Origin of the sequence: Neorhizobium tomejilense, assembly GCF_964254135.1 — a bacterium.
GTDB lineage: Bacteria > Pseudomonadota > Alphaproteobacteria > Rhizobiales > Rhizobiaceae > Neorhizobium > Neorhizobium tomejilense.
Genome location: NZ_CAXUSO020000001.1, coordinates 1486952 through 1507299, shown reverse-complemented (window position 1 = coordinate 1507299; position 20348 = coordinate 1486952). Strand labels below are relative to the sequence as shown.

25 protein-coding genes are annotated in these 20348 nt (G+C 61.6%); 17 read left to right on the top strand and 8 right to left on the bottom strand.

Annotation, left to right across the window (positions count from 1 at the left end; translation table 11 throughout):
• Nucleotides 1-68 precede the first annotated feature (68 nt).
• The 4 genes from ACSQ3G_RS07800 to mobB are packed head-to-tail and all read left to right on the top strand — an operon-like array spanning nucleotide 69 to nucleotide 3403.
• The gene (locus tag ACSQ3G_RS07800) at nucleotides 69-974 is read left to right on the top strand and encodes a DMT family transporter (protein ID WP_436109594.1); all 906 of its coding nucleotides are present in this window, start codon (nucleotides 69-71) and stop codon (nucleotides 972-974) included.
• Nucleotides 975-1026: 52 nt separating this feature from the next.
• The gene (locus ACSQ3G_RS07795; protein WP_105416232.1) at nucleotides 1027-2253 is read left to right on the top strand and encodes a multidrug effflux MFS transporter; all 1227 of its coding nucleotides are present in this window, start codon (nucleotides 1027-1029) and stop codon (nucleotides 2251-2253) included.
• Nucleotides 2253-2891, top strand: a complete 639-nt coding sequence (mobA, locus tag ACSQ3G_RS07790; protein WP_105416234.1) for a molybdenum cofactor guanylyltransferase MobA — start codon at nucleotides 2253-2255, stop codon at nucleotides 2889-2891. The genes ACSQ3G_RS07795 and mobA overlap by 1 nt, the downstream gene beginning before the upstream one ends.
• Entirely contained in the window at nucleotides 2888-3403 is a 516-nt protein-coding gene (mobB, locus tag ACSQ3G_RS07785) for a molybdopterin-guanine dinucleotide biosynthesis protein B (protein WP_436109593.1), read from the top strand. The genes mobA and mobB overlap by 4 nt, the downstream gene beginning before the upstream one ends.
• 48 nt (nucleotides 3404-3451) lie before the next feature.
• Here mobB and ACSQ3G_RS07780 read toward each other — a convergent pair whose 3' ends face one another.
• Entirely contained in the window at nucleotides 3452-5839 is a 2388-nt protein-coding gene (locus ACSQ3G_RS07780) for an OmpA family protein (protein WP_436109592.1), read from the bottom strand.
• Between the two features lie 308 nt (nucleotides 5840-6147).
• Between ACSQ3G_RS07780 and ACSQ3G_RS07775 the strand changes: the two genes are divergently transcribed.
• From ACSQ3G_RS07775 to ACSQ3G_RS07760, 4 genes are all read left to right on the top strand, one after another.
• The gene (locus ACSQ3G_RS07775) at nucleotides 6148-6927 is read left to right on the top strand and encodes an ABC transporter substrate-binding protein (RefSeq protein WP_046637642.1); all 780 of its coding nucleotides are present in this window, start codon (nucleotides 6148-6150) and stop codon (nucleotides 6925-6927) included.
• Between the two features lie 120 nt (nucleotides 6928-7047).
• Nucleotides 7048-7830: an ABC transporter permease gene (locus tag ACSQ3G_RS07770; RefSeq protein ID WP_105416245.1), complete on the top strand. Its 783-nt coding sequence runs from the start codon at nucleotides 7048-7050 to the stop codon at nucleotides 7828-7830.
• Entirely contained in the window at nucleotides 7827-8657 is an 831-nt protein-coding gene (locus ACSQ3G_RS07765; RefSeq protein ID WP_436109591.1) for an ABC transporter permease, read from the top strand. Before ACSQ3G_RS07770 ends, ACSQ3G_RS07765 begins: the two co-directional genes overlap by 4 nt.
• A 151-nt stretch (nucleotides 8658-8808) precedes the next feature.
• On the top strand, nucleotides 8809-9072 hold the full coding sequence (locus ACSQ3G_RS07760; RefSeq protein WP_046623966.1) for an usg protein: 264 nt from the start codon (nucleotides 8809-8811) through the stop codon (nucleotides 9070-9072).
• A 123-nt stretch (nucleotides 9073-9195) separates the two neighbouring features.
• Here the strand turns inward: ACSQ3G_RS07760 and ACSQ3G_RS07755 are convergent, their stop codons facing one another.
• Nucleotides 9196-9477 (bottom strand): hypothetical protein, encoded by a 282-nt coding sequence (locus ACSQ3G_RS07755; protein ID WP_436109590.1) that lies wholly within the window; start codon nucleotides 9475-9477, stop codon nucleotides 9196-9198.
• Between the two features lie 453 nt (nucleotides 9478-9930).
• Here ACSQ3G_RS07755 and ACSQ3G_RS07750 point away from each other — a divergent pair, with 453 nt between their 5' ends.
• Nucleotides 9931-10509: a hypothetical protein gene (locus ACSQ3G_RS07750; RefSeq protein WP_436109589.1), complete on the top strand. Its 579-nt coding sequence runs from the start codon at nucleotides 9931-9933 to the stop codon at nucleotides 10507-10509.
• A gap of 40 nt (nucleotides 10510-10549) precedes the next feature.
• On the opposite strand, the gene ACSQ3G_RS07745 is transcribed toward ACSQ3G_RS07750, so the two are convergent.
• Nucleotides 10550-11272 (bottom strand): DUF2270 domain-containing protein, encoded by a 723-nt coding sequence (locus tag ACSQ3G_RS07745; RefSeq protein ID WP_105440509.1) that lies wholly within the window; start codon nucleotides 11270-11272, stop codon nucleotides 10550-10552.
• A 136-nt stretch (nucleotides 11273-11408) separates the two neighbouring features.
• On the opposite strand from ACSQ3G_RS07745, the gene ACSQ3G_RS07740 reads away from it, so the two are divergent.
• The 5 genes from ACSQ3G_RS07740 (at nucleotide 11409) to ACSQ3G_RS07720 (ending at nucleotide 15043) form a co-directional block, all read left to right on the top strand.
• Nucleotides 11409-12230 carry a class I SAM-dependent methyltransferase gene (locus ACSQ3G_RS07740; protein WP_037082404.1) on the top strand — a complete coding sequence of 274 codons (822 nt, stop codon included), beginning with the start codon at nucleotides 11409-11411 and terminating at the stop codon, nucleotides 12228-12230.
• Between the two features lie 152 nt (nucleotides 12231-12382).
• Nucleotides 12383-12937, top strand: a complete 555-nt coding sequence (locus tag ACSQ3G_RS07735; protein ID WP_436109588.1) for a DinB family protein — start codon at nucleotides 12383-12385, stop codon at nucleotides 12935-12937.
• A 2-nt stretch (nucleotides 12938-12939) separates the two neighbouring features.
• Nucleotides 12940-13350, top strand: coding sequence for a CopD family protein (locus tag ACSQ3G_RS07730; RefSeq protein ID WP_046630484.1), 411 nt, complete (start codon nucleotides 12940-12942; stop codon nucleotides 13348-13350).
• 96 nt (nucleotides 13351-13446) lie between these two features.
• On the top strand, nucleotides 13447-14346 hold the full coding sequence (locus tag ACSQ3G_RS07725) for an NAD(P)-dependent oxidoreductase (protein WP_436111684.1): 900 nt from the start codon (nucleotides 13447-13449) through the stop codon (nucleotides 14344-14346).
• 7 nt (nucleotides 14347-14353) lie between these two features.
• On the top strand, nucleotides 14354-15043 hold the full coding sequence (locus ACSQ3G_RS07720) for a DNA alkylation repair protein (RefSeq protein WP_436109587.1): 690 nt from the start codon (nucleotides 14354-14356) through the stop codon (nucleotides 15041-15043).
• On the opposite strand, the gene ACSQ3G_RS07715 is transcribed toward ACSQ3G_RS07720, so the two are convergent.
• The 5 genes from ACSQ3G_RS07715 to ACSQ3G_RS07695 form a co-directional block, all read right to left on the bottom strand.
• The gene (locus ACSQ3G_RS07715) at nucleotides 15040-15792 is read right to left on the bottom strand and encodes a helix-turn-helix domain-containing protein (protein ID WP_436109586.1); all 753 of its coding nucleotides are present in this window, start codon (nucleotides 15790-15792) and stop codon (nucleotides 15040-15042) included. The genes ACSQ3G_RS07720 and ACSQ3G_RS07715 overlap by 4 nt on opposite strands.
• Nucleotides 15793-15808: 16 nt before the next feature.
• Nucleotides 15809-16225: an ester cyclase gene (locus ACSQ3G_RS07710; protein WP_436109585.1), complete on the bottom strand. Its 417-nt coding sequence runs from the start codon at nucleotides 16223-16225 to the stop codon at nucleotides 15809-15811.
• Between the two features lie 102 nt (nucleotides 16226-16327).
• Nucleotides 16328-16816, bottom strand: a complete 489-nt coding sequence (locus tag ACSQ3G_RS07705) for an Lrp/AsnC family transcriptional regulator (RefSeq protein ID WP_046637655.1) — start codon at nucleotides 16814-16816, stop codon at nucleotides 16328-16330.
• Nucleotides 16817-16864: 48 nt separating this feature from the next.
• Nucleotides 16865-17530 carry a uracil-DNA glycosylase family protein gene (locus tag ACSQ3G_RS07700; RefSeq protein WP_436109584.1) on the bottom strand — a complete coding sequence of 222 codons (666 nt, stop codon included), beginning with the start codon at nucleotides 17528-17530 and terminating at the stop codon, nucleotides 16865-16867.
• Nucleotides 17527-18093 carry a thermonuclease family protein gene (locus ACSQ3G_RS07695; RefSeq protein WP_436109583.1) on the bottom strand — a complete coding sequence of 189 codons (567 nt, stop codon included), beginning with the start codon at nucleotides 18091-18093 and terminating at the stop codon, nucleotides 17527-17529. Before ACSQ3G_RS07695 ends, ACSQ3G_RS07700 begins: the two co-directional genes overlap by 4 nt.
• 120 nt (nucleotides 18094-18213) lie before the next feature.
• Here ACSQ3G_RS07695 and ACSQ3G_RS07690 point away from each other — a divergent pair, with 120 nt between their 5' ends.
• From ACSQ3G_RS07690 to ACSQ3G_RS07680, 3 genes are read left to right on the top strand one after another with little or no spacing between them, the layout of a single operon-like run.
• Complete coding sequence (locus ACSQ3G_RS07690) at nucleotides 18214-19749, top strand: sensor histidine kinase (RefSeq protein WP_436111683.1); 1536 nt, start codon at nucleotides 18214-18216, stop codon at nucleotides 19747-19749.
• Between the two features lie 48 nt (nucleotides 19750-19797).
• Nucleotides 19798-20028 (top strand): hypothetical protein, encoded by a 231-nt coding sequence (locus ACSQ3G_RS07685; protein WP_105416689.1) that lies wholly within the window; start codon nucleotides 19798-19800, stop codon nucleotides 20026-20028.
• A complete protein-coding gene (locus ACSQ3G_RS07680) occupies nucleotides 20025-20297 on the top strand; it encodes a type II toxin-antitoxin system RelE/ParE family toxin (protein ID WP_436109582.1) in 273 nt (90 codons plus the stop codon). Before ACSQ3G_RS07685 ends, ACSQ3G_RS07680 begins: the two co-directional genes overlap by 4 nt.
• Nucleotides 20298-20348 lie beyond the last annotated feature (51 nt).

Genomic DNA, 20348 nt, shown 5'->3' with positions numbered 1-20348 from the left:
GGAGGCAATCGGGCTGGCGACGCGTAAGCCGTTGCTTTAAGAGACCCGGTACCGGAGGAATCTCGCAGATGGCATGGTCTGAAAATTCGCGGGGCGCACTGTTCATGTCGCTCGCCATGGCGGCTTTCACCTGCAACGACGCGCTGGTCAAGTCGGTCACCCCGGAGCTCAGCATCCCCCAGATCATGGCAGTACGCGGCGTCATGGCGACACTGCTGATCTACTGTGTGGCCCGCTACATGGGCGTGACCCTGTCGGCCAAGGCGGTCATGCATCCGCTGGTGCTGCTGCGCACTTTCTTCGAGCTCGGCGCCACCCTGACCTTCCTCTCCGCGCTTGCCCATATCGAATTTGCCGCCATTTCGTCGATCATGCAGGCATTGCCGCTTGCGGTGACGCTGGGGGCGGCCCTTTTCCTGAGCGAGCCCGTCGGCTGGCGGCGCTGGACGGCGATCGGCATCGGCTTCCTCGGCGTGCTCATCATCATTCGTCCAGGCCCGGAAGGCTTCACGCCGGCAGCCCTGCTCGCCGTCGTCGCCTGCTGTTTTACGGCATGCCGCGACCTCACCACCAAGCGCATCCAGGCGGACATCCCTTCGTTGACGGTGACGCTCTTCACCTCCCTCGCCAACACGGTTCTCGGAGCAATCCTGATCGTGCCGATGGGCGGATGGCAGCCGGTCAGCACCTTTGCGCTGGGACATCTGGCAATGGCTTCCGTGCTGGTCTTCGCAGGCTACCAGGCGGTCATCCAGTCGATGCGGACGGGCGAGATCTCCTTCATCGCGCCCTTCCGCTATACCGGCCTGCTCTGGGCTCTGGTCATCGGCATTTTCGCCTTCGGCGAACGTCCGGACGCCTATATGCTCGTGGGCGCGGCGGTCGTTATCGGTTCCGGCCTTTATACTTTCTATCGCGAGCGCAAGCGGCAGGGCATTGCCACCGGCAAGGCAGCCGCCGCCCCGCCGGCCTGAGGAAGGGCCGGATTGAAAGGGCCGAAAGGCAGGCGTGAAAGGACGAGACGACGTGCAGCAAAGCCGATTTCTGGATAGACGAACCCCGCCCCATATCCTGACGCTCGTCGTCTGCGCCGGACTTGGCGCCCTATCGCTCAACGTCTTCCTGCCGTCGCTTTCCGCCATGGCAATCCATTTCGGCACCGACTACGCCGTCATGCAGCTCGCCGTCTCCGGTTATATCGCCGGCACCGCCTTGCTGCAGCTGGTACTCGGTCCGCTTTCCGACCTTTTTGGACGCCGCCGCGTAATGATCGGCAGCATCCTGATCATGCTGGTCGGCACGGTGATCTGCCTGATGGCCGCAAACGTCACCGTCTTCATGATCGGAAGGCTGCTGCAGACCGCAGTGGTCGCGGGCTTCGTGCTGCCGCGCGCGATCATCCGCGATACGGTGCCGATGGAGAGCGCCGCCTCGATGATCGCCTATGTGACCATGGGCATGTCGCTGGTGCCGATGATCAGCCCGACGATCGGCGGCGTGCTCAACGACATGTTCGGCTGGGAGGCGAATTTCGCCTTGATACTCGGTCTCGGCCTGTTGACCCTGACGCTCGTCTTCACAGATCTCGGCGAAACGAACCACGCGCCGGCCGCCAGCTTCACCGCCCAATTCCGCAGCTGGCCGGACCTTTTCCGCTCGCGGCGCTTCTGGGGTTATACGTTTACTTCCACTTTCTCGTCGGGCGTGTTCTTCTCGTTCCTCGGCGGAGCGCCCTTCGTCGGCACGGCAATCTATCATCTATCGCCGACCATGCTCGGCGTGCAGTTCTTCCTGATCGCGGCCGGCTACATGATCGGCAACTTCATTTCGGGCCGCTATACCCGCCAGTTCGGCACGATGAACATGATGATCTCAGGCAGCCTGGTCAGCCTTGTCGGCGTTCTCATCACCGCCGGGTTCCTCGTCGCGGAAGCGCCCTGGCCGCTCGCCTTCTTCGCGCCCCTGGCGCTGACCGGCGTCGGCAATGGCCTCACCCTGCCGAGCTCCAATGCCGGCATCGTCAGCGTGCGGCCGCACCTCGCCGGCTCCGCTTCCGGCCTCGGCGGCGCGATCACCGTCGGCGGCGGCGCCGCGCTGTCGACCCTTGCCGCGGCGTTACTCAAGGAAGAGAGTGGCGCCATGCCGCTTCTCGTCGTCATGGGCGTCACGACCATCCTGGCGCTCGTCGCAACCGCCTATGTCCGGCAGATCGACCGCCGCGAAGGCGCCATCCCGACAAAGGATGAGGACTGATGACCACGCCCGCCGCTCCTCCCATCCGGCCTCCGGGCCTGGTCCTTGCCGGTGGCAAATCGAGCCGCATGGGCACCGACAAGGCTTTTCTCACCATCGGCGGCGACACGATCCTCGGCCATGTGGTGCGGCGGCTCCTGCCCCAGATCTCGGAAATCACCCTCAACGCGCCGATGGGCTTCACCAATCCGCTCGGCTTGCGCCTGCTGCCGGACTTGGTTCCCGGCCAGATCGGCCCGCTTGCCGGCGTACTCGCCGGCCTGCGCGACATCCAGGCGCGCGGCCTTCAAGCAACCCATCTCCTCACCGTCCCCTCCGACAGTCCCTTCGTACCCGCCGATCTCGCGCGCCGGCTCGAGGCTGAGGCGGACGATCCGAACGCGATCGTCATCCCCGCCTCGGACGGCCGCGATCATCCGGTCTTCGGGCTCTGGCCGGTTTCCATCGCCGACGATCTGGAAACCTGGCTTTCCGATCCGGGCAACCGGCGGATCAAGGCGTTCCTCGACCGTCACCATACGGTGACCGTCGAATTCCCGGTGACCGAGACGCCGCAGGGGGCGCTCGATCCCTTCTTCAACATCAACACGCCCGAGGATCTTCAAGAGGCGCGTCGTTTCGCCGAGGAGCTGTCATGACCCCTCCCCGCGTCTTCGGCATTTCCGGCTGGAAAAATTCCGGCAAGACGGGCCTGGCAGTGCGGCTGGTGGCGGAATTCACCCGCCGCGGCTACGCGATCTCGACGATCAAGCACGCGCACCACGATTTCGACATCGACAAGGTGGGGGCCGATTCCTTCCGCCACCGGCAGGCCGGTGCCCACGAAGTGGCGATCGTTTCCGGCACCCGCTTTGCGATCATGCACGAGTTGCGCGGCGCGCCGGAGCCGAGCTTCGAGGAAATCCTCTCCCGCCTCGCCCCCTGCGATCTGGTGCTGATCGAGGGCTACAAACGCGAGCCCGTCCCGAAGATCGAAGCCCGCCGCCTTGAGGCGAGCAACCGCGAACCGCTGGCGCCGAGCGATCCCCACATCGTCGCGATTGCCGCCGACCACCCGGTCCCGGATGCCACCATCCCGGTCTTCGACCTCGACGATACGAACACGATCGCCGATTTCATCGCACAGGTGACGGGGCTTCCCCACAAATAAAAAACCGCCGGATCGCTCCGGCGGCTTTGGTTTCAGGTGCCCTGAACCTTACTGGTTCGAAGCGACCGGTTTGACCAGCGGCGTGATGCGGCGCACGGTTACGCGGCGGTTTTCCTGTTCGGGGCCGTCGGTGCGGACCTTGAGGTAACGTTCGCCGTAGCCCTGCGTCGCCAGGTTTTCCGGCGGGATGCCGAATGCGTCGGTCAGCACCCGGGCAACGCTTTCAGCGCGTTCGTCGGAGAGGACGAGGTTGCTGTCGTCGGCACCGACTGCATCCGTATGACCTTCGATAAGGAAGGTTTCGGAAGGATCCCGCTTCAGGACCTTGCTGATCGCGTCGGCGACCTTGCGCAGCGAACTCGCCTGGTTCATCGGGATTTCGGCACTGCCGGTGGCAAAGGTGACCGTATCCAGGTCGATACGCGGCACCTTGTCCCGGATGCGGGCGGAGTAGCGCACTTCGTCCATCGAATAGACCCGCTCGACCCGCTCGACCGGCGGCTGTTCCAGGAACTCGTAATAATCCCGGTCCGGCTCGGTCGAGGTGTCGATGATGTAGTTGTCGAGCGGCACGCTCAGCCGCATCGGCGGCAGGTCGTCACCCGGATCGCGCCAGACGTAGTCGCGACCACGGCGGTTATCCATCAGCTCCGGTGAGTAATAGAGGACGTATTCCTCGCCGCCCCTGACGATACGCGAGCGCTGGACGATCTCGCCATAGCTGTTACGGACGGTGACGATCCGCGTACCGTCGTCGCGCACGATGACTTCGCGCACCCGGCCGTCGCGGAGCTGCTCGTATTGCGGCGCCCGATCGCGATCGTTGTAGAAACGACGGCTGTCGTCATGGCGAACCACGGTCTGGTTGTCGATCGAGATGATCACGCGGCCGCCATCGCGGTCGCGACCGCCGTTACGGTCACGGCTGCCGCCGAGGCCCGCTGCGTCGCGGAAATCCCAGCCTCGGGGCCGTTCGAACTGCGGACGCTGGTCGAGGCGCTGGCCGCGCTCTTCCGACAGCTGACGAAACTCCTGCAGCTGCTCGCGGGTGGCACGCGTGCTGCCCTGAGCCTCTGCGTCGGTTTTCGGCGGTGCAAGCTGCTGCTGGTCGGCCTGCTGTGGAGCTTGGCGGCGCGGACGCTCTCCATCCCGCGGCGGACGTGCAGAGGGCGCCTCCTTGGCGCTGTCGAGCACGGCAGCCCCGTTCTGAACGGGCAGTACGACCTGCTCGCCGCTCTTGGCCGCGGCCGGATCCTTCGCAAGCTCCTTGGCGCGTTCGACCTGCTGAGGCGTGGTCGCCGTCTGGGGCGCGGTCGGCTGGGCCGCCGGTGCTCCAGTCGCCTGCTGGTCCTGCGGCTGACCCGGCACCGGCTGGCCCGAAGGAGCCGCTGGCGGCTGTCCTTCCGTCGTCTGACGGCGCGGCGTTTCGCCGGCAGGCGGCTGACCCGGCGCGGCCTGGCCATTTGCCGGCGGCTGCTGATTGCGCCTGTCCTGCGCGGTTCCGGTGCCCGGAGCCTGTCCAGGGACCTGAGCCGGCGCCTGGCCGGTGGCGGTGCCGCTGGCCGGCTTTTCAGGCGCTGCTCCCGGAGCCGTGGCGCGATCGGTAGCCGGCGGCTGTGTCGGCTTTGGTGTTTCGGCCTGCTTTTCAGCGGGAGCTGCCTTGGGCTGCTGGGCAGTGCCGCTGGCCGGCTTTTCAGGTGTCGCTTCCGGCGTCGCGGCACGATTGGTGGCAGGCGGCTGCGGCTTGGGTGTTTCGGCCTGCTTCTCGGTCGGGGCTGCCTTCGGCTGCTGGGCGTCGCGGCGCACGGGTGCCTCAGGTGCTGCTTCCGGGGTTGCGGCGCGATTGGTCGCGGGCCGTTCCGGCTTCGGCGTTTCGGCCTGCTTTTCTGCAGGAGCTGCCTTCGGCTGCTGGGCTTCCCTTGCGGCCGGCGGCTCGGTGCGGGGTGTCGCCTGCTCGCGCTGGCGGCGCGGCTGGGCGTCGTTTCCGCCTTGACCCTGGCCGGTCTCCTGCTGCTGACGGCGCGGGCGTTCCTGCGCGGGCGCCTCGGCTGCCGGACTCTCGGCCTGCGGAGCCTGACGGGGTGCTGCTTCGCGCGGAGCAGCCTCACGCGGCGCGGCTTCCGGCTCGGCCTTGCGCTGGCGCTGCGGCTGTTCCTGCTGCTGAGCCTGGGGCGGGGCCTGCGGCCGTTCGGCCTGCGGAGCCTGCTTTTGCTCCTCCTGCGGCTTGCGGCGCGGACGCCCCTCGCCTTCCTGCCCTTCCGGAGGGACGATGATCTGCTGCTGGACTTGGACGATGCCCGGCATCTGGGCGGCCTCAACGGCGGGTCTCGTCTCCATAGCGGGTTTCAAGGGGACAGCACCGGCCGGCTGAAGCATCAGCGGCAGCGACACGAAAGGTGCTGCGACGCTGGCGAACAGTCTGAATTTTTTCGACATGGACATTTCCTCTTCTAGGGTGTCATCCCTTTCATGCGCGTCCTTTATTGCCTTTTTCGGCGGACTTACGCGGCGGCTCAACTGTATTGCACCAAAATGGTTCCGTTGCAGCCTGTTGCGGATGGCCTGAACCTCGCATGAATGTGTTGTTCATCAGCTGGTGGCAACCAGACGTGCACGTAAAATGCCGTTGCAATTTTTCCCGAGCAGGTATCTAAAAATCCACTCGGAGCCCGCCTGCATGCGTGCCCCGTCTCCCTGCGGCCGAAAAAGACCAACACCGCAGGTTGCCAACAGAGAGGATCAAAATGAACATCTCCACCCGATTCCTTGCTGCCGCCTCGATCGCCGCCCTGTCGCTTTTCGCCGGTTCGGCGATGGCTCAGGAGAAACTCGTGATCGGCACCGAAGGCGCCTACCCGCCCTTCAACAACCTGGAAGCCAACGGTCAGCTCACCGGTTTCGACGTCGATATCGCCAAGGCGCTCTGCGACGAGATGAAGGTCACCTGCACCTTCGTCACCAATGACTGGGACGGCATCATTCCGGCGCTGCAGTCGAAGAAATTCGATGCGATCATTGCTTCCATGTCGATCACCCCCGAGCGGAAGGAGCAGGTCACCTTCTCGAAGAAATACTACAACACGCCGCCCGCCATCGCCGTCCCGAAGGATTCGCCGATCAAGGAAGCGACCGCCGCCGGCCTCAAGGGCAAGACGATCGGCGCGCAGGGCTCCACCACCCATTCGAACTATGCCGAAAAGCATATGCCCGACTCGGAGCTGAAGCTGTACCCCACAGCTGACGAATACAAGCTCGACATCACCAACGGCCGTATCGATGCCGTCATCGACGATATCGTCGTGCTGTCGCAGTGGATCAAGTCGGATGCTGGCAAGTGCTGCAAGATCCTGTCACCGCTGCCGATCGACGTCGAGATCAACGGCGAAGGTGCGGGCATTGCGGTCCGCAAGGGCGAAACGGCGCTTGCCGACAAGTTCTCGGCCGCCATCGTCGCGATCCGCGCCAACGGCAAGTACAAGGCCATCAACGACAAGTATTTCGATTTCGACGCCTACGGCCAGTAATCGACCGGAGAACCCGGTTACCGCGCGGCGGGAGGCTTGCCCTTCCGCCGTTTTTCTTTTTAATGGCGTTAACACAAGACAAAAGCGGCACACAAAAAGGCCGCAGGGGAAAACGACCTTATGAGCGGATTCTTTTCCGCCCTCTTTTCGGTGCTTGATCCGCTTTGCGGGCCTGTCGGGCTTTTTTCACTATTCGGTTCCGGTAGCATCGTTGCCTGCGGCGAGGCCGGCTGGGGCGACGAGATCGCCTTCGGCGTCAAGGTTACGATCACGCTCGCCCTCGCCACCCTGCCCGTCGGGCTGGTCATCGGCTTCCTGATCGCGCTGGCGGCGCAGTCGGAGGACAAGCTGCTGAGGCTTGCCGCGGGCATCTACACGACGATCTTCCGCGGCCTGCCGGAATTGCTGACCCTGTTCATCGTCTATTACGGCCTGCAGATCCTCATCCAGGCTGTGCTCGCCTCCTTCGGCTATGCCGGGCGCGTCGAGATCAACGCCTTCATTGCCGGCATGGCGGCGCTCGCCGTCGTCTTCTCCTCCTATTCTTCCGAAGTCATGCTGTCGGCCTTCAGGGCGATCCCGCGTGGCCAGTACGAGGCAGGCGATGCGCTCGGTCTCCACCGCTCGCGCACCATGCTTCTCGTCATCCTGCCGCAGCTCATCCGCATCGCGCTGCCCGGCCTTACCAATCTCTGGCTGATCCTGCTCAAGGACACGTCCTATGTCTCGGTGATCGGGCTTGCCGACATCCTGCGCCAGACCGGCATTGCGGCGCGCGTCAGCAAGGAAGCCTTCTTCTTCTACGGCATAGCCTGCCTGCTCTATCTGATCCTCGCGATGATCTCGTCCGTCGGCCTCGGCTTCGTCGAGCGCTGGGCGAAACGTTCGGAGGGGCATCGATGAGTTACGTCAAGGAACTGATCCCGCCCCGCGTGCCCCCGGCCCTGATCCAAAAAACGCTGGCGCCGGCGCGCATTGCCGGCATCGTCGTGCTGGTGGTCTGGGCGGCCCTTGCGATCGCGCTTGCCTTCATGATGATCAATGGCTGGAACGAGGACAAATTCCTGCGCTACGGCCCGCGTTACCTCCACGGCCTCTGGACGACGATCTCGCTGGTCGGCCTCGCCGTCGTCCTCGGTGCCGTCCTGTCGGCGCCGATCGCCTTTGCACGGATGTCGAGTAACAAGGCGCTGAACGCCATCGCCTACGCCTATGTCTACGTGTTCCGAAGCACGCCGCTGCTCGCCCAGCTCTTCCTGATCTATTACGGGCTCGGCAGTTTCCGCCCGCAGCTGGAATCCGTCGGCCTCTGGTGGTTCTTTCGCGAAGCCTGGTATTGCGGCCTTTTTTCGCTGACACTCAACACCGCCGCCTACCAGGCGGAGATTCTGCGCGGCGCAATCGAAAGCGTCCCGCGCGGCCAGCACGAGGGTGCCGCCGCGCTCGGCCTTTCGAAACGCAACGCCTTCCGCAAGGTCATCCTGCCTCAGGCCCTGATCGTCGCATTGCGCCCCTACGGCAACGAGATCGTGCTTCTGATCAAGGGATCGGCCGTCGTCGCGATCGTCACCGTCTACGACCTGATGGGCGAGACGCGTTATGCCTTCTCCCGGACGTTCGACTACCAGAGCTATCTATGGGCGGCGATCTTCTATCTCGCCATCGTCGAAGCGCTGCGGCACCTCTGGGCCTTCATCGAGGCGCGCCTGACGCGCCATCTGAAGCGTTAGCAGCACTCGGAAATCATAGCTGCTAACATACTGAAAATTATCACAAATGTGCTCTTAAAGCGCAATTGTAAAGCTTCGGTTAAACATGGCATGTTCTCCTATCGAATGACGCAACGACGTCAGTTCGAAACAACAAACGGGAACTGCTTGCATGTCTGAAATGGAACTGATGCTGAAAGGCTACGGGCTGACGACCGCCCAGATCTTCTACCACCTGCCGGACCATCCGGCCCTGCTGCAAAGCTATGTCTGGCAGAACTACGACCTCGCCCCGGACTTCCCGGAGATGAACGGTTTTCTCAAATTCTGGCAGGAGAAGCTCGACGGACCGCTGCATTCCGTCCGCTATGTCCACCGCAAGCTGATCTCGGCCAGCGAGTGGCGGGCCGTAAAGGGCGAGATCATCCTGCACTAAGAAACAGCGGTCTACGGCGCGTCCATTTTAATCGTGTCATATCCGGCTGCTGCGAAGTGCCGATGATAAATGCCTTATGCGCATCCAGCCTGAAGCCAGAACGTCGGCCTTGTTTGCCTGCGGTCAATTGCCCCGTCGCGCATTGGCGATCCGGGCAATCATCCTCTTGGTTGCTGTTTTGGTTTGATTGACTTCACACGTTTGACGTGAAAACCTAGGTTTCTGCATAACGGCTGTTAATGATGAAAGTGCTCTTCGAGGCGTTACTTCGCGGGAGGTGTGGCAGGTTTTGAGGCGTCCGGAGAGTGCTCCGCTGGCGCCGGTGCGGAGGGCGACCTTCTTGCTGCGCACGTCGCCACTTTCAGGCAATGGGCTGTCTTGCTCAATACCCAGCCATTCCTCCATTCACGTGACAACGGGCTCCAACATCAAGGCGACGGATCGATTGATGAAGGCGGCAGAAGCGAGGTTTGTGGGTGGAGCGTACACTTTAAATTAAGAAATGAAATGGTGGTTTAATTGGGAGTAAGAGTAAAATTTATGAAGATCTTTGGCCGCACTCTTCTAATTTCAATCTCGTTTTTCCTCATGTATTACTCAAGTCAAACTAGAAAATACTTTTTAGTTATGCTGTCTTGTTATTTTTTTTCGAAAATCCTTGATTACTCAGTTAAAATCTCCAACTCCGGTAGAATTCCAAACGCCTACAAGACTTTTAATTTGCTTATTGACTGGATATGGAACGGATTTCGAACAAAGGAATAGCGTAGATGTCTGATTTGCCAACGTGAAGCTTGCAAATTATTATCTTCTGTTGTGCTCGAATTGGATATGTGGCGACATTTCTAGAGGTTAAAAATGCCCAAAATCGATAACGATAAAATATTCCCTTTCCAATATAAAGATCATCCTCAGCTTCAGAGCTACATAAATATTACGATAATATCATCGATAATAATCGTCACATCTGCAACATATTTGCTGGGATATTTTTTCTCTATTGGATATTTTGATAGATTGCTATTTTCAACCTTGAACTTAAGTAAGTCATTTCAAGCTAGATTTGAAGGTTTGAACAAGTATGACAATATTTCGGGGTTCTATTATGTTGCCGGATTGATAAATTATTTTGTCGGGAGTACTGTCCTATTTTTTGCTGCGATTATTGCTTATTCGAAACAAAAAACATTAAATATTGCCGGTGGATACAATAACGGAATGATAATTGGGACAGGAATCTTTTATATGATCACTTTATTCATGACGAACATATCGTTCTTCCATCACGTTGGGATTTCTGAAGAAAAATACGTTGGAAAATCTACTTTATTTACGGCATCTTCTTTTCCATTTTACGTGGGGTTGTCTACTTCCTTTTTCTCTCAAGTGTGCGCCTTTTCAACCGCAGCGTTATTTCATCGTATGAAGGCCCATTAGGAGCTTCGGTTGGCGGGCTCGCATTCGGCAGCCGCGCGTTTCAGACGTGCACTTCGCCATGGGCGAATTCGCCGTCGTCCGGCTCGCGATGCAGGGCTGAGAAAATCACGGCAGCATAAAGGACCGCGACGAGCGCAATCACGCTCCATCCCGGCAGCGGACCGAGCGCGGCGTTGTTGACCGCCTCCGACCATGAGAACACGACATCCGCCTGAGTATCGTTGGGCAGGAGTTTGGGCGTCGAGATCTTCAGAAGCCACGCCATCAGCAGGATGGCGTACATCCAGACATAGTTGCGCCTCACCCGGCGAAACAGCGCTTCCCGGTAGCTGATCAGGAAACAGGGATTGCGCAGGCTCGTGGCGATCGCCTGCGCCCAGTCGGGCTTTAGGTCCGCCTGCGGATAAAGCGCCTGCGCGAAATAATGGCGTTCCAGCTTGCGAACCCTTGCGCGGTAGACGTCGAAGAAGCGGTAGCGCCGTGCTTCGATCAGGAGAAGCAGCGAGATCAGCAGCATCGCAAACAGAACCACGCCGTGATGCGACGTCGGCGTCGACAGCGAGACCGATAGCAGCGCCGCCACCACCGTGATCGACCAGTTCGAGGTGCGGTCGATGCGGTCGCGCCAGCTGGTCATCCGCCCGAGTTCGCCGCGGTAATAGTGGATGATCACATTGGCCTTTTCGGCGGAGGTCATCGGCAGCGACGGCGCGCGCCGCTCGACATTCTGCTCCAGCACGCTCTTGCCCTCATCGGCTGGCATGACCTTCTCCCGGAGTGGTTCTCAAAAAAGCCGTTCTGCTTTGACTTTTCAACGAATGAGCACCCGCCGCGTTCCCCCTGATGGACAAATGCCGGCCAGCGGCTTAAAGCCGCTTGCAAAAAGAAGGACGCTGGCCATGAAGAAGATCGACGAGGAAGCCCTGGCAGAGGCCTATAACCGCGCGCTGGCGCTGGAGAAGGCGGGCGATATCGACGCAGCCGTCAAGGCCTACGAGCAGGTGCTCGAACTCGATCCCGAGGACCACGGCGGTGCCGCCGTGCGCATCGCAGCCATGGGCCGCGGCGAGACGCCCCCCAAGGCGCCGGACGCCTATGTGGAAACCCTGTTCGACCAGCACGCCGAAAGCTTCGAGGACATTCTCGTCGAGCAGCTGGGCTACGCCGTGCCGGTGATCGTGCGCCAGCGCCTGCAGGAGCTGAAGCTCGGGCCGTTCAAGCGCATGCTCGATCTCGGCTGCGGCACGGGGCTTACCGGTGGCACTTTGCGCGACATGGTCGACGACATCACCGGCATCGACATTTCCGAGAATATGGTTGAAATCGCGCACGAAAAGGATCTCTACGAGACGCTTTACGTGGCGGAAGTCGAGGATTTCCTCGAAGACAACGACGACGAGCCCTTTGACCTGGTAACCGCCACCGACGTGCTGCCCTATCTCGGCGCGCTGGAACCGCTGTTCTTCGGCGCGGCAGAAAACATGGCTCCCGGCGGCCTGTTCGTCTTCTCCTCGGAGACCCTGCCCGACGAGAGCTTTGCCGGCCGGCCCTACATCGTCGGCCCGCACCAGCGTTTCGCCCATTCGGAAACCTATGTCCGCGAACGCCTCGCCGCCACCGGCTTCGAGCTTCTCGAAATCTCCGACATCAACGTGCGGATGCAGGACGGCAATCCGACGCCGGGCCATCTGGTGATCGCGCGGCTGATTGTAAAGTCGTGATTGCAGGTTGAGAGCGCAATAGCAATTCTCGGCGCCGTTACAGGTCGTGACAGGCGCCGACAGCGACCAAGTGAAATCATCCTAGTGTTCGCGAGCCATCTTCTCATCGTCCCTCTTCATCGATAGTTTGCCTCCGCAACGGAGGGATTCGGATGACGCCGCAGCGCTATCTTCTTGCCCAGGCCTATAACAACGCGTGGGCCAACCACCGGCTGCTGAAAGCCTGCGGAGAGCTTTCGCGCGAAGAGCTGGATGCGACGCGGGTCAGCTTCTTCCCGTCGATCATCCATACCCTCAACCATATCCTGACCGTCGATTGGCTCTATATCAGCGCCCTCGAAGGCAATTGCCTCGGTCCCGCCGCCTTCGAGCCGGAGATTCCCTGTCCGCTCTTCGCCGATCTCGATCGCGAACAGCGCGCCGCCGATCGCCGTCTCATCGACCACTGTCGAAGCCTGGATGAGAAAACGATCGCCGAGGACATCCGTATTCCCCGGCGCACCTTCGTGCAGGTCGAACCTGCCGATCGGCTGCTGATGCATCTTTTCCAGCACCAGATCCATCATCGCGGCCAGGTTCACGCCATGCTGTCGGGAACCACCGTTCAACCGCCGCAGCTCGACGAGTTCTTCTGCATGGGCGAAGACCAATTGAGAAAACAAGATTTTGCCGAACTGGGCTTCACCGAAGCCATGATCTGGAGTTGACCATGCTGTATTTCGTTATCAAGGCCCTGCACATTCTGTCCGACTTCCTGCTGATCGGCGGCATGCTGATCAACGCTTTTGTCATCGGCATGGTGCCGCCGACCATCCGCACCGGCGTCATTTCGGCGCTCAGGAAATACGACCGCACCGTCACCACGGCCGCACTCGGCGGCGCCTGGCTTTTCGGCCTGTGGCTCGCCTTCGGCTACGGTTTCTATACTTCCGGCTGGTTCGGCTTCAAATTCCTGATCGTCCTCATGCTGTCGGCGCTGCACGGCATGCAGGGCGCCTGGATGCGCCGCATGGAAGCCGATCCGCATCTCGATCCTCCGGCCTTCGTGCGCGCCGGCCTGCCGATCGTCCTCGGCTCGGTCGTCGTCATCGTCGCGCTCGCGGTAATCAAGCCGTTCTGAACCAAGCGCAGCCAGGGGAGCGCAGCTGCCTCGAAGGGTGCGCCCCTCCGAAACCGAAATCTGCGCTTTTCCGGAGGTCCGCTTTGCTCTAATCCTCTGGCAACAAAATTCTGGAGGTTCAGCATGGCGAAAGTGGCATTCATCGGTCTCGGGGTGATGGGTTATCCCATGGCCGGGCATCTCAAGGTCAAGGGCGGCCATGACGTCACCGTCTATAACCGCACGGCTGCCAAGGCCGAGGACTGGGCGAAGAAGTTCGGCGGCAAGGCCGCCGCCATGCCGGCCGAAGCGGCCAAGGATGCCGATTTCGTGTTCGTCTGCGTCGGCAACGACGACGATCTCCGCTCGGTGACAATCACCGAGACAGGCGTTCTCGCCGGCATGAAAGCGGGCGCCATCCTGATCGACAATACCACCGCCAGCGCCGAAGTCGCCCGCGAGCTCGATGCCGCGGCACGAGAAAAGGGCGTCGGCTTCATCGACGCGCCGGTTTCGGGCGGCCAGGCCGGCGCCGAAAACGGCGTGCTCACCGTCATGTGCGGCGGCGACGAGGCGACATTCGAGAAGGCCAGGCCGGTGATCGACGCCTATGCCCGCATGGTCGGCCTCATGGGTCCGGCAGGCGCCGGCCAGCTCACCAAGATGATGAACCAGATCTGCATCGCCGGCCTCGTCCAGGGGCTGGCCGAATCGATCCATTTCGGCAAGCAGGCCGGCCTCGACATCGAGAAGGTCATCGAGGTGATCTCCAAGGGTGCGGCTGGCTCCTGGCAGATGGAGAACCGCTACAAGACGATGAATGCCGGCAAATACGATTTCGGCTTTGCGGTCGACTGGATGCGCAAGGATCTCGACATCGTGCTGACCGAAGCCCGCCGCAACGGCGCCAAGCTGCCGGTCACGGCCCTCGTCGACCAATTCTACGGCGACGTGCAGGCGATGGGCGGCAAGCGCTGGGATACGTCCTCGCTGCTCGCCCGGCTCGAAAAGAAATAGGCCGGTCATGATCGGCCCCTCCTCCGACGTCGCCGGGATCATCGCGCATCTCGAAACGCTGCGGTCGGAGGAGAACATTTTAGGGATGGCCCGTTTCGGCATTGTCACTGACCGGGCGATCGGCATCTCCAATCCCGAGATGCAGAAGATCGCGCGGGCCGTCAAACGCGATCACGGCCGGGCGCTGGACCTCTGGCGCACCGGCATCCGCGAAGCCCGCATGCTTGCGATCTACACCGCCGATCCCACAGCGCTGACTCCGGCCGAGGCGCGCGGATGGGCGGAGGATTTTGCCTCCTGGGAAATCGTCGACACCGCCGCCGACCTTTTGACTGAGACGCCGTTCTGGCAGCAGCTCGTCGCCGATTTCGCCGAGGACGACCGGGAGTTCGTCCGCCGCACCGCGTTCGCGATGATCGCCGGCGCCGCCGTGCACCGCAAACAGGAGCCGGACGAAACCTTCATCGCCTATCTGCCGCTGATCGAGGCGCATTCCGCCGACCCGCGCAATTTCGTCAGGAAGGCGGTCAACTGGGCGCTCCGCAATATCGGCAAGCGCAACCGAACCTGCCACGCCCCTGCCCTGGCACTTGCCGAAAAGCTCGCCGCCTCGCCGGACAAGACCGCCCGCTGGATCGGCAAGGATGCCGCGAAGGAATTGTCGGGCGAGAAGCTTCTGGCGCGACTGAGGGCCTAGCCGGCTTTACCCATCCGGTATTGCCGCGGCGTCGCGCCCGCAAAGGTCCGAAACGCCTTGATGAAGGAACTCGTGCTTTCGAACCCGCAAGCGAGGCCGATTTCGGTGATCGACTCCCGGCCGGCGAGCAGCATCTCCTTGGCCCTCACCATCCGCGCCCGATGCCGGAAATCGCGAAAACTCATGCCGAGCTCCGCATCGAATTTTCGTGCCAGCGTCCGTTCCGAAAGTCGGGCAGCCTCCGCAAGGGAGCCGAAATCAAGATCCTGGTCGAGATCTTCCAGCATCCGCGCGACGGCGACCGCCATGCCCGGCGACTGCGGTTTCGGCAACCACGTCTCGTCCTCGTCCGCAGCCAGATCCCGCGCGACGGACGCAAGCGCCTTGAAGAAGGCATTCGCGGTTTCGTCGCCTGAGGGGCGCCCGGCATCCCAATGCATGACATGCAGGATCATCTGCCGCGCCAGATCGGAAAGGCCGAAGACCCGGCAGACCGGCAGCGGCGCGTCGAATTCGCTATCGCCGAACAGCACAGAGGACGCCGTGGCTTGCCCCTTGCTGCGCACCGCGATTACCGTTCCCCTTGCGATCAGCGCCGCCCTTTGCGGTGGCAGCATCCAGCGGCGGTCGCCGATGTCGAGAATGAAGGTGCCGGTCGAGGCGTAAAGCAGGTAATCGGCATCGAAGGCCCGTTCGATTTCGAACGGCTCGTCGAACACCCGATGATAGGCATGAGAAATCGTCGCCATCGCTGCCGGACTTGCCCTATGCCGCCTGCTGTCCCTGCATCTGCTTTAGCAGTTCGGCGGTGTCGAGCAATGCGGAATGATGGACGATCTTGCCGTCCTTCAGGACGAAGGTCCGATAGGCGCGCACGCGGATGGGATTGCCGGAGGGCTCGACGCCCTTGAAAGCCGCCTGGTGCGTGCCGCGCAAGGTCAGCTCGCATATGACGCCATCGTCCTCGGCGGCCATCCGCTCAATCGTCCAGACAGCATCCGGCATGATCCGCTTCTGCACCGCCACCATGGCGCAATGCCCTTCCGAACTGGCCGGCGAATAGGCGGCCTCTTGATAGTCGGCTGCGAAAAAATTCCCGAAGCGCTCGATCAGGCCACGGTTCCAGATCTCTTCGATATATCCGCGGATGATCGCTTTATTGGCCTTTGCCTGCTCCTGCATGTCGAGCTCCATCTGTTTCGATGAAACCCAGATAAACCCAAACGGGCCGTTTCAACTCGGCCCGTCCTGCCAGAAAATGATCCCGATCCGCCAAACGGCGAACTATTCCTCGCCTGATTTCTGGTTGTCCAGCGTCATGTAGTCGAGCGGCAGTTCGGTCGTGTACTTGATCTGCTCCATCGCAAACACCGACGAAACATCGCGGATTTCGATCTTTGCGATCAGGCGCTTGTAGAAGGCGTCATAGGCACCGATGTCCGGCACGACGACGCGCAGCAGGTAGTCGACGTCGCCGCTCATGCGGTAGAATTCGACCACTTCCGGGAAATCGACGACGACTTCCGAAAACCGCTTCAGCCATTCGATCGAGTGGCTGGCAGTGCGGATCGAGACGAAGACCGTGACCTTGGTATTGACCTTGACCGGATCGAGCAGCGCCACGCGGCGACGGATGACGCCATCCTCTTCCATCTTCTGGATGCGGCGCCAGCAAGGCGTGGTCGACAGGCCGACCTTCTTCGCGAGGTCCGCGACGGCGAGAGTGGAATCTTCCTGCAGAATGCGCAGTATCTTACGGTCGAGGCGGTCCATCAGAGTCCTTTCGAAATGATTTTTCGTTATACACCGAATTCGCGGCAGTTAACCGAAATTTGTTTCTCGTATCAAGCTATCCACATGCTGTCGCAGCACCGGCAGCAGATCCGCCTCGAACCACGGATTCTTTTTGAGCCAGCCGGTATTGCGCCAGCTCGGATGCGGCAGCGGCAGTATCCTCGGCCCCTGGTTGGCGAAGACATAGTCTCGCCAGTTCTCTACCGTTTCCGTCATGCCCTTGCGTCGCCGGTTCCCCAGATGCCAGCCTTGAGCATAACCGCCGACGGCTAGAACCAGTTCGATCTGCGGCATCGCGGCGATTACCCTGGCGCGCCAGAACGGCGCGCATTCGAGCCGCGGCGGCAGGTCGCTGCCCTTGGCATCATAGCCAGGAAAACAGAAGCCCATCGGCACGATCGCAAACTTCTGCGGATCGTAGAACTCTTCGCGGGTCACCGCCATCCAGTCGCGCAGGCGGTTGCCGGAAGCGTCGTTGAACGGCAGCCCGCTCTCGTGCACCCGAAGCCCCGGCGCCTGGCCGGCGATCAGCACCCTCGCGGTCTTCGACAGCACGGCGACCGGCCGCGGCTCATGCGGCAGCCGGTCACCCTCGCCTTTCGCGGGCGCGTCGCGACAGATGCGGCATGCCCTGATCGCGCGGGCCAGGTCGCCGATATCCTCCTCGCCGTCGGCGATGTCATCCCTGCTCATTGCCAGGCCGTTACCCGTTTCATCCAATCCCAAAACACCTCCACCAGGCTGAAATCGTCCATCATGCCGCGGCTGGCGCGCCAGTCCCGCGGGCTTTCGAACTGGCCGGCCCACAGCCCCAACCGTTCGCGCCGCGCTTCCACCTGTTCCTGTGCATAACGCCCGGAGGCGACCGCGAGGCCTTGCCGCACCAGCGTGCCGTTGACGCTCGTGGCGCCCGAACGGCAGCGCACCAGAAGCCGGCGATATTTGTCGCGCTCGCGACCGAGGCATTCCGTCTCACCGCCGGCGACGAGCCGTATCAGCAGCCGTCTCGCCTCTTCCCCACAGGCCCATGACCTGCCGCGGCCGTCTTCGCAGGTCTGATCGAGCTCCGGCGCATCCATGCCCTGCAGCCGCAGGCGTTCGCCGCCCACCGCCAGCGTGTCACCGTCGATCACGTGGAACGGACCGCGCACGGTGCTGTCGGCCGCCTCGTCCAGCTTCGCGGCGATCAGCACCAGAAGGATGAAGAAGGCCGCGAGAACCGCGCCATCGCGAAAAACCCTGAACGTTCGAGCCACAATCCAGCCTTATTGGAAAACGGAAGCTTCAGGAAAATGGCAAACAAAACCTTTCCCGGCAGTACTCTCTTAAGGATTTGGCCATACTCTCTCAACACCCGGGGTATCAGTTCAGTGGCCATGAGTAGCGGCGTCAGCACATCGACCGACAAGAACATCGTTGATCGCTCGCGCGGCCACCGTAACAAGGCTGTGTCGAAAGCCGTTCGCGCCACCCGGGAACGCCTGCAATCCAGCTCTCAGGGCAATCAGGTCTTCGACCGCGACATGATCGCCATGCACGTCAATGCCGTGCTGCAGAGCGCATCGGTCATGCCGATCTTCATCGTCGTGGTGACGGCGATCGGTGTCTATCTCAATCCGAACGCCAATCTCTTTGCCTGGGCTCTGCTGATGTTCAGCGTCCATGCGATCAACGTGCTGCTCGCCCGCCGGGCGAGCCGCGCGGACATCGCCTCGGCCGAGGTCCAGAAATGGCGCCGCAGGCTGCTCGCCGCGCAGGTGATCGTTGGCGCCGGCTGGGCGCTGTTTGCGCTGCAGAACTGCGATGCCTGTTCCGGCGACAGCTATTATTTCTACAAGGGCGCCGTCCTCCTCTTTGCGATCTCGATCACCGCGATGAGCAGTTTCATGCTGCGGCTCGGCGTGCTGTTCGGCTTCCTGCCGATGATCCTGGCGCTGCTCGCCACCGCCATCCTGTCGCGCAATGTGCTCGATATCGGCATGACGGCGATCTGCGCCACCGCGGTCGTCTTCTTCCACTATATCGCCGACCGGCTCTATCGCTCCAACCTGACGCTGATGTCCTATCAGTCCGAAAAGGACGACCTGATCGCCGAGCTGGAAGTGGCGAAATCCATGTCGGACGAGGCCCGCCGCCGCGCCGAGGAGGCAAACCTTGCCAAGTCCCGGTTCCTCGCCTCCATGTCGCACGAATTGCGCACGCCCCTCAACGCCATCCTCGGCTTCTCCGAAGTCATGAGCTCGGAGGTCCTGGGGCCGCTCGCCAATCCGACCTACAAGGAATATGCCGGCGACATCCACCGTTCCGGCCAGCATCTCCTCAACCTAATCAACGAGATCCTCGACCTGTCGCGCATCGAGGCCGGCCGTTACGATCTCGCCGAAGAATCGCTGTCGCTGCTGGAGATCGCCGAGGATTGCATCGGCATGGTGCAGCTACGCGCCAGTGCCAAGAACATCTCGATCGGCCAGCAGTTCGAATCACAGCTGCCGCAGGTCTGGGTGGATGAAAAATCGATGCGCCAGGTCCTCCTGAACCTGCTCTCGAATGCGGTCAAGTTCACGCCCCAGGGCGGCGAGGTCACCGTCAAGGTCGGCTGGACAGCCGGCGGCGGCCAGTATGTGGCGATCAAGGACAACGGACCCGGTATTCCGGAAGAGGAAATCCCGGTCGTGCTGTCGGCCTTCGGCCAGGGCTCGATTGCCATCAAAAGCGCCGAACAGGGCACCGGCCTCGGCCTGCCGATCGTCCAGGCGATCCTTGCCAAGCACGACGGCCAGTTCATCCTGCGCTCCAAGCTACGCGAAGGCACCGAGGCGATTGCCATCCTGCCCGCGACGCGCGTGCTGCAGAGCGTGCCGGCCGTCGCGGACGCACAGACCGTCGCCCGCCGCCGCAAGAGCTTCGCCTGAGGCGATCGACCTCTTTTGCACCGGCTGGTTTCGGTGCATAATGCTGCCATGACCAAACTTCTCGACCGTGCCATCGAAGCAGCCAAGGAACTCCCTGCCGAAATGCAGGATGAGATCGCCGCGATTCTTCTGAGCTTCATGGGTGAGGATGGCGGGGAGGTCTATCAGCTTACGCCGGAGGAAGAGGCCGACCTGGAAGAGGCCGATCGCGAAATTGAGCGCGGAGAGATTGCGACCGAGGAAGAAGTCCGTGCCATGTGGGCAAAGTACGGCCTGTGAAACTTCGCTACACGGCCAAAGCTCTCCACGAAATCGACGAGGCTATCTCCTATATCGGCAGCCATTCTCCGCAAGGTGCAGACAATGTCGCTGCCCGCATTCGCGGAGCGTTGATGTTCTTGAGCGAGCAGCCGTTCGCGGGCAGTATCACGCCGAGAAAAAATACCCGCCGCTTCTTTCTCAAACCCTATCCTTACACGGTCTATTACCGGGTTGGTGCTGACGAAATCATCATTCAGCGCTTCCGCCACACATCTCGCAAAAGTTAGTAATGGCTAATCGTCACCGCGCTGAACACGTAAAGCGCGGCCCGCCGTTGC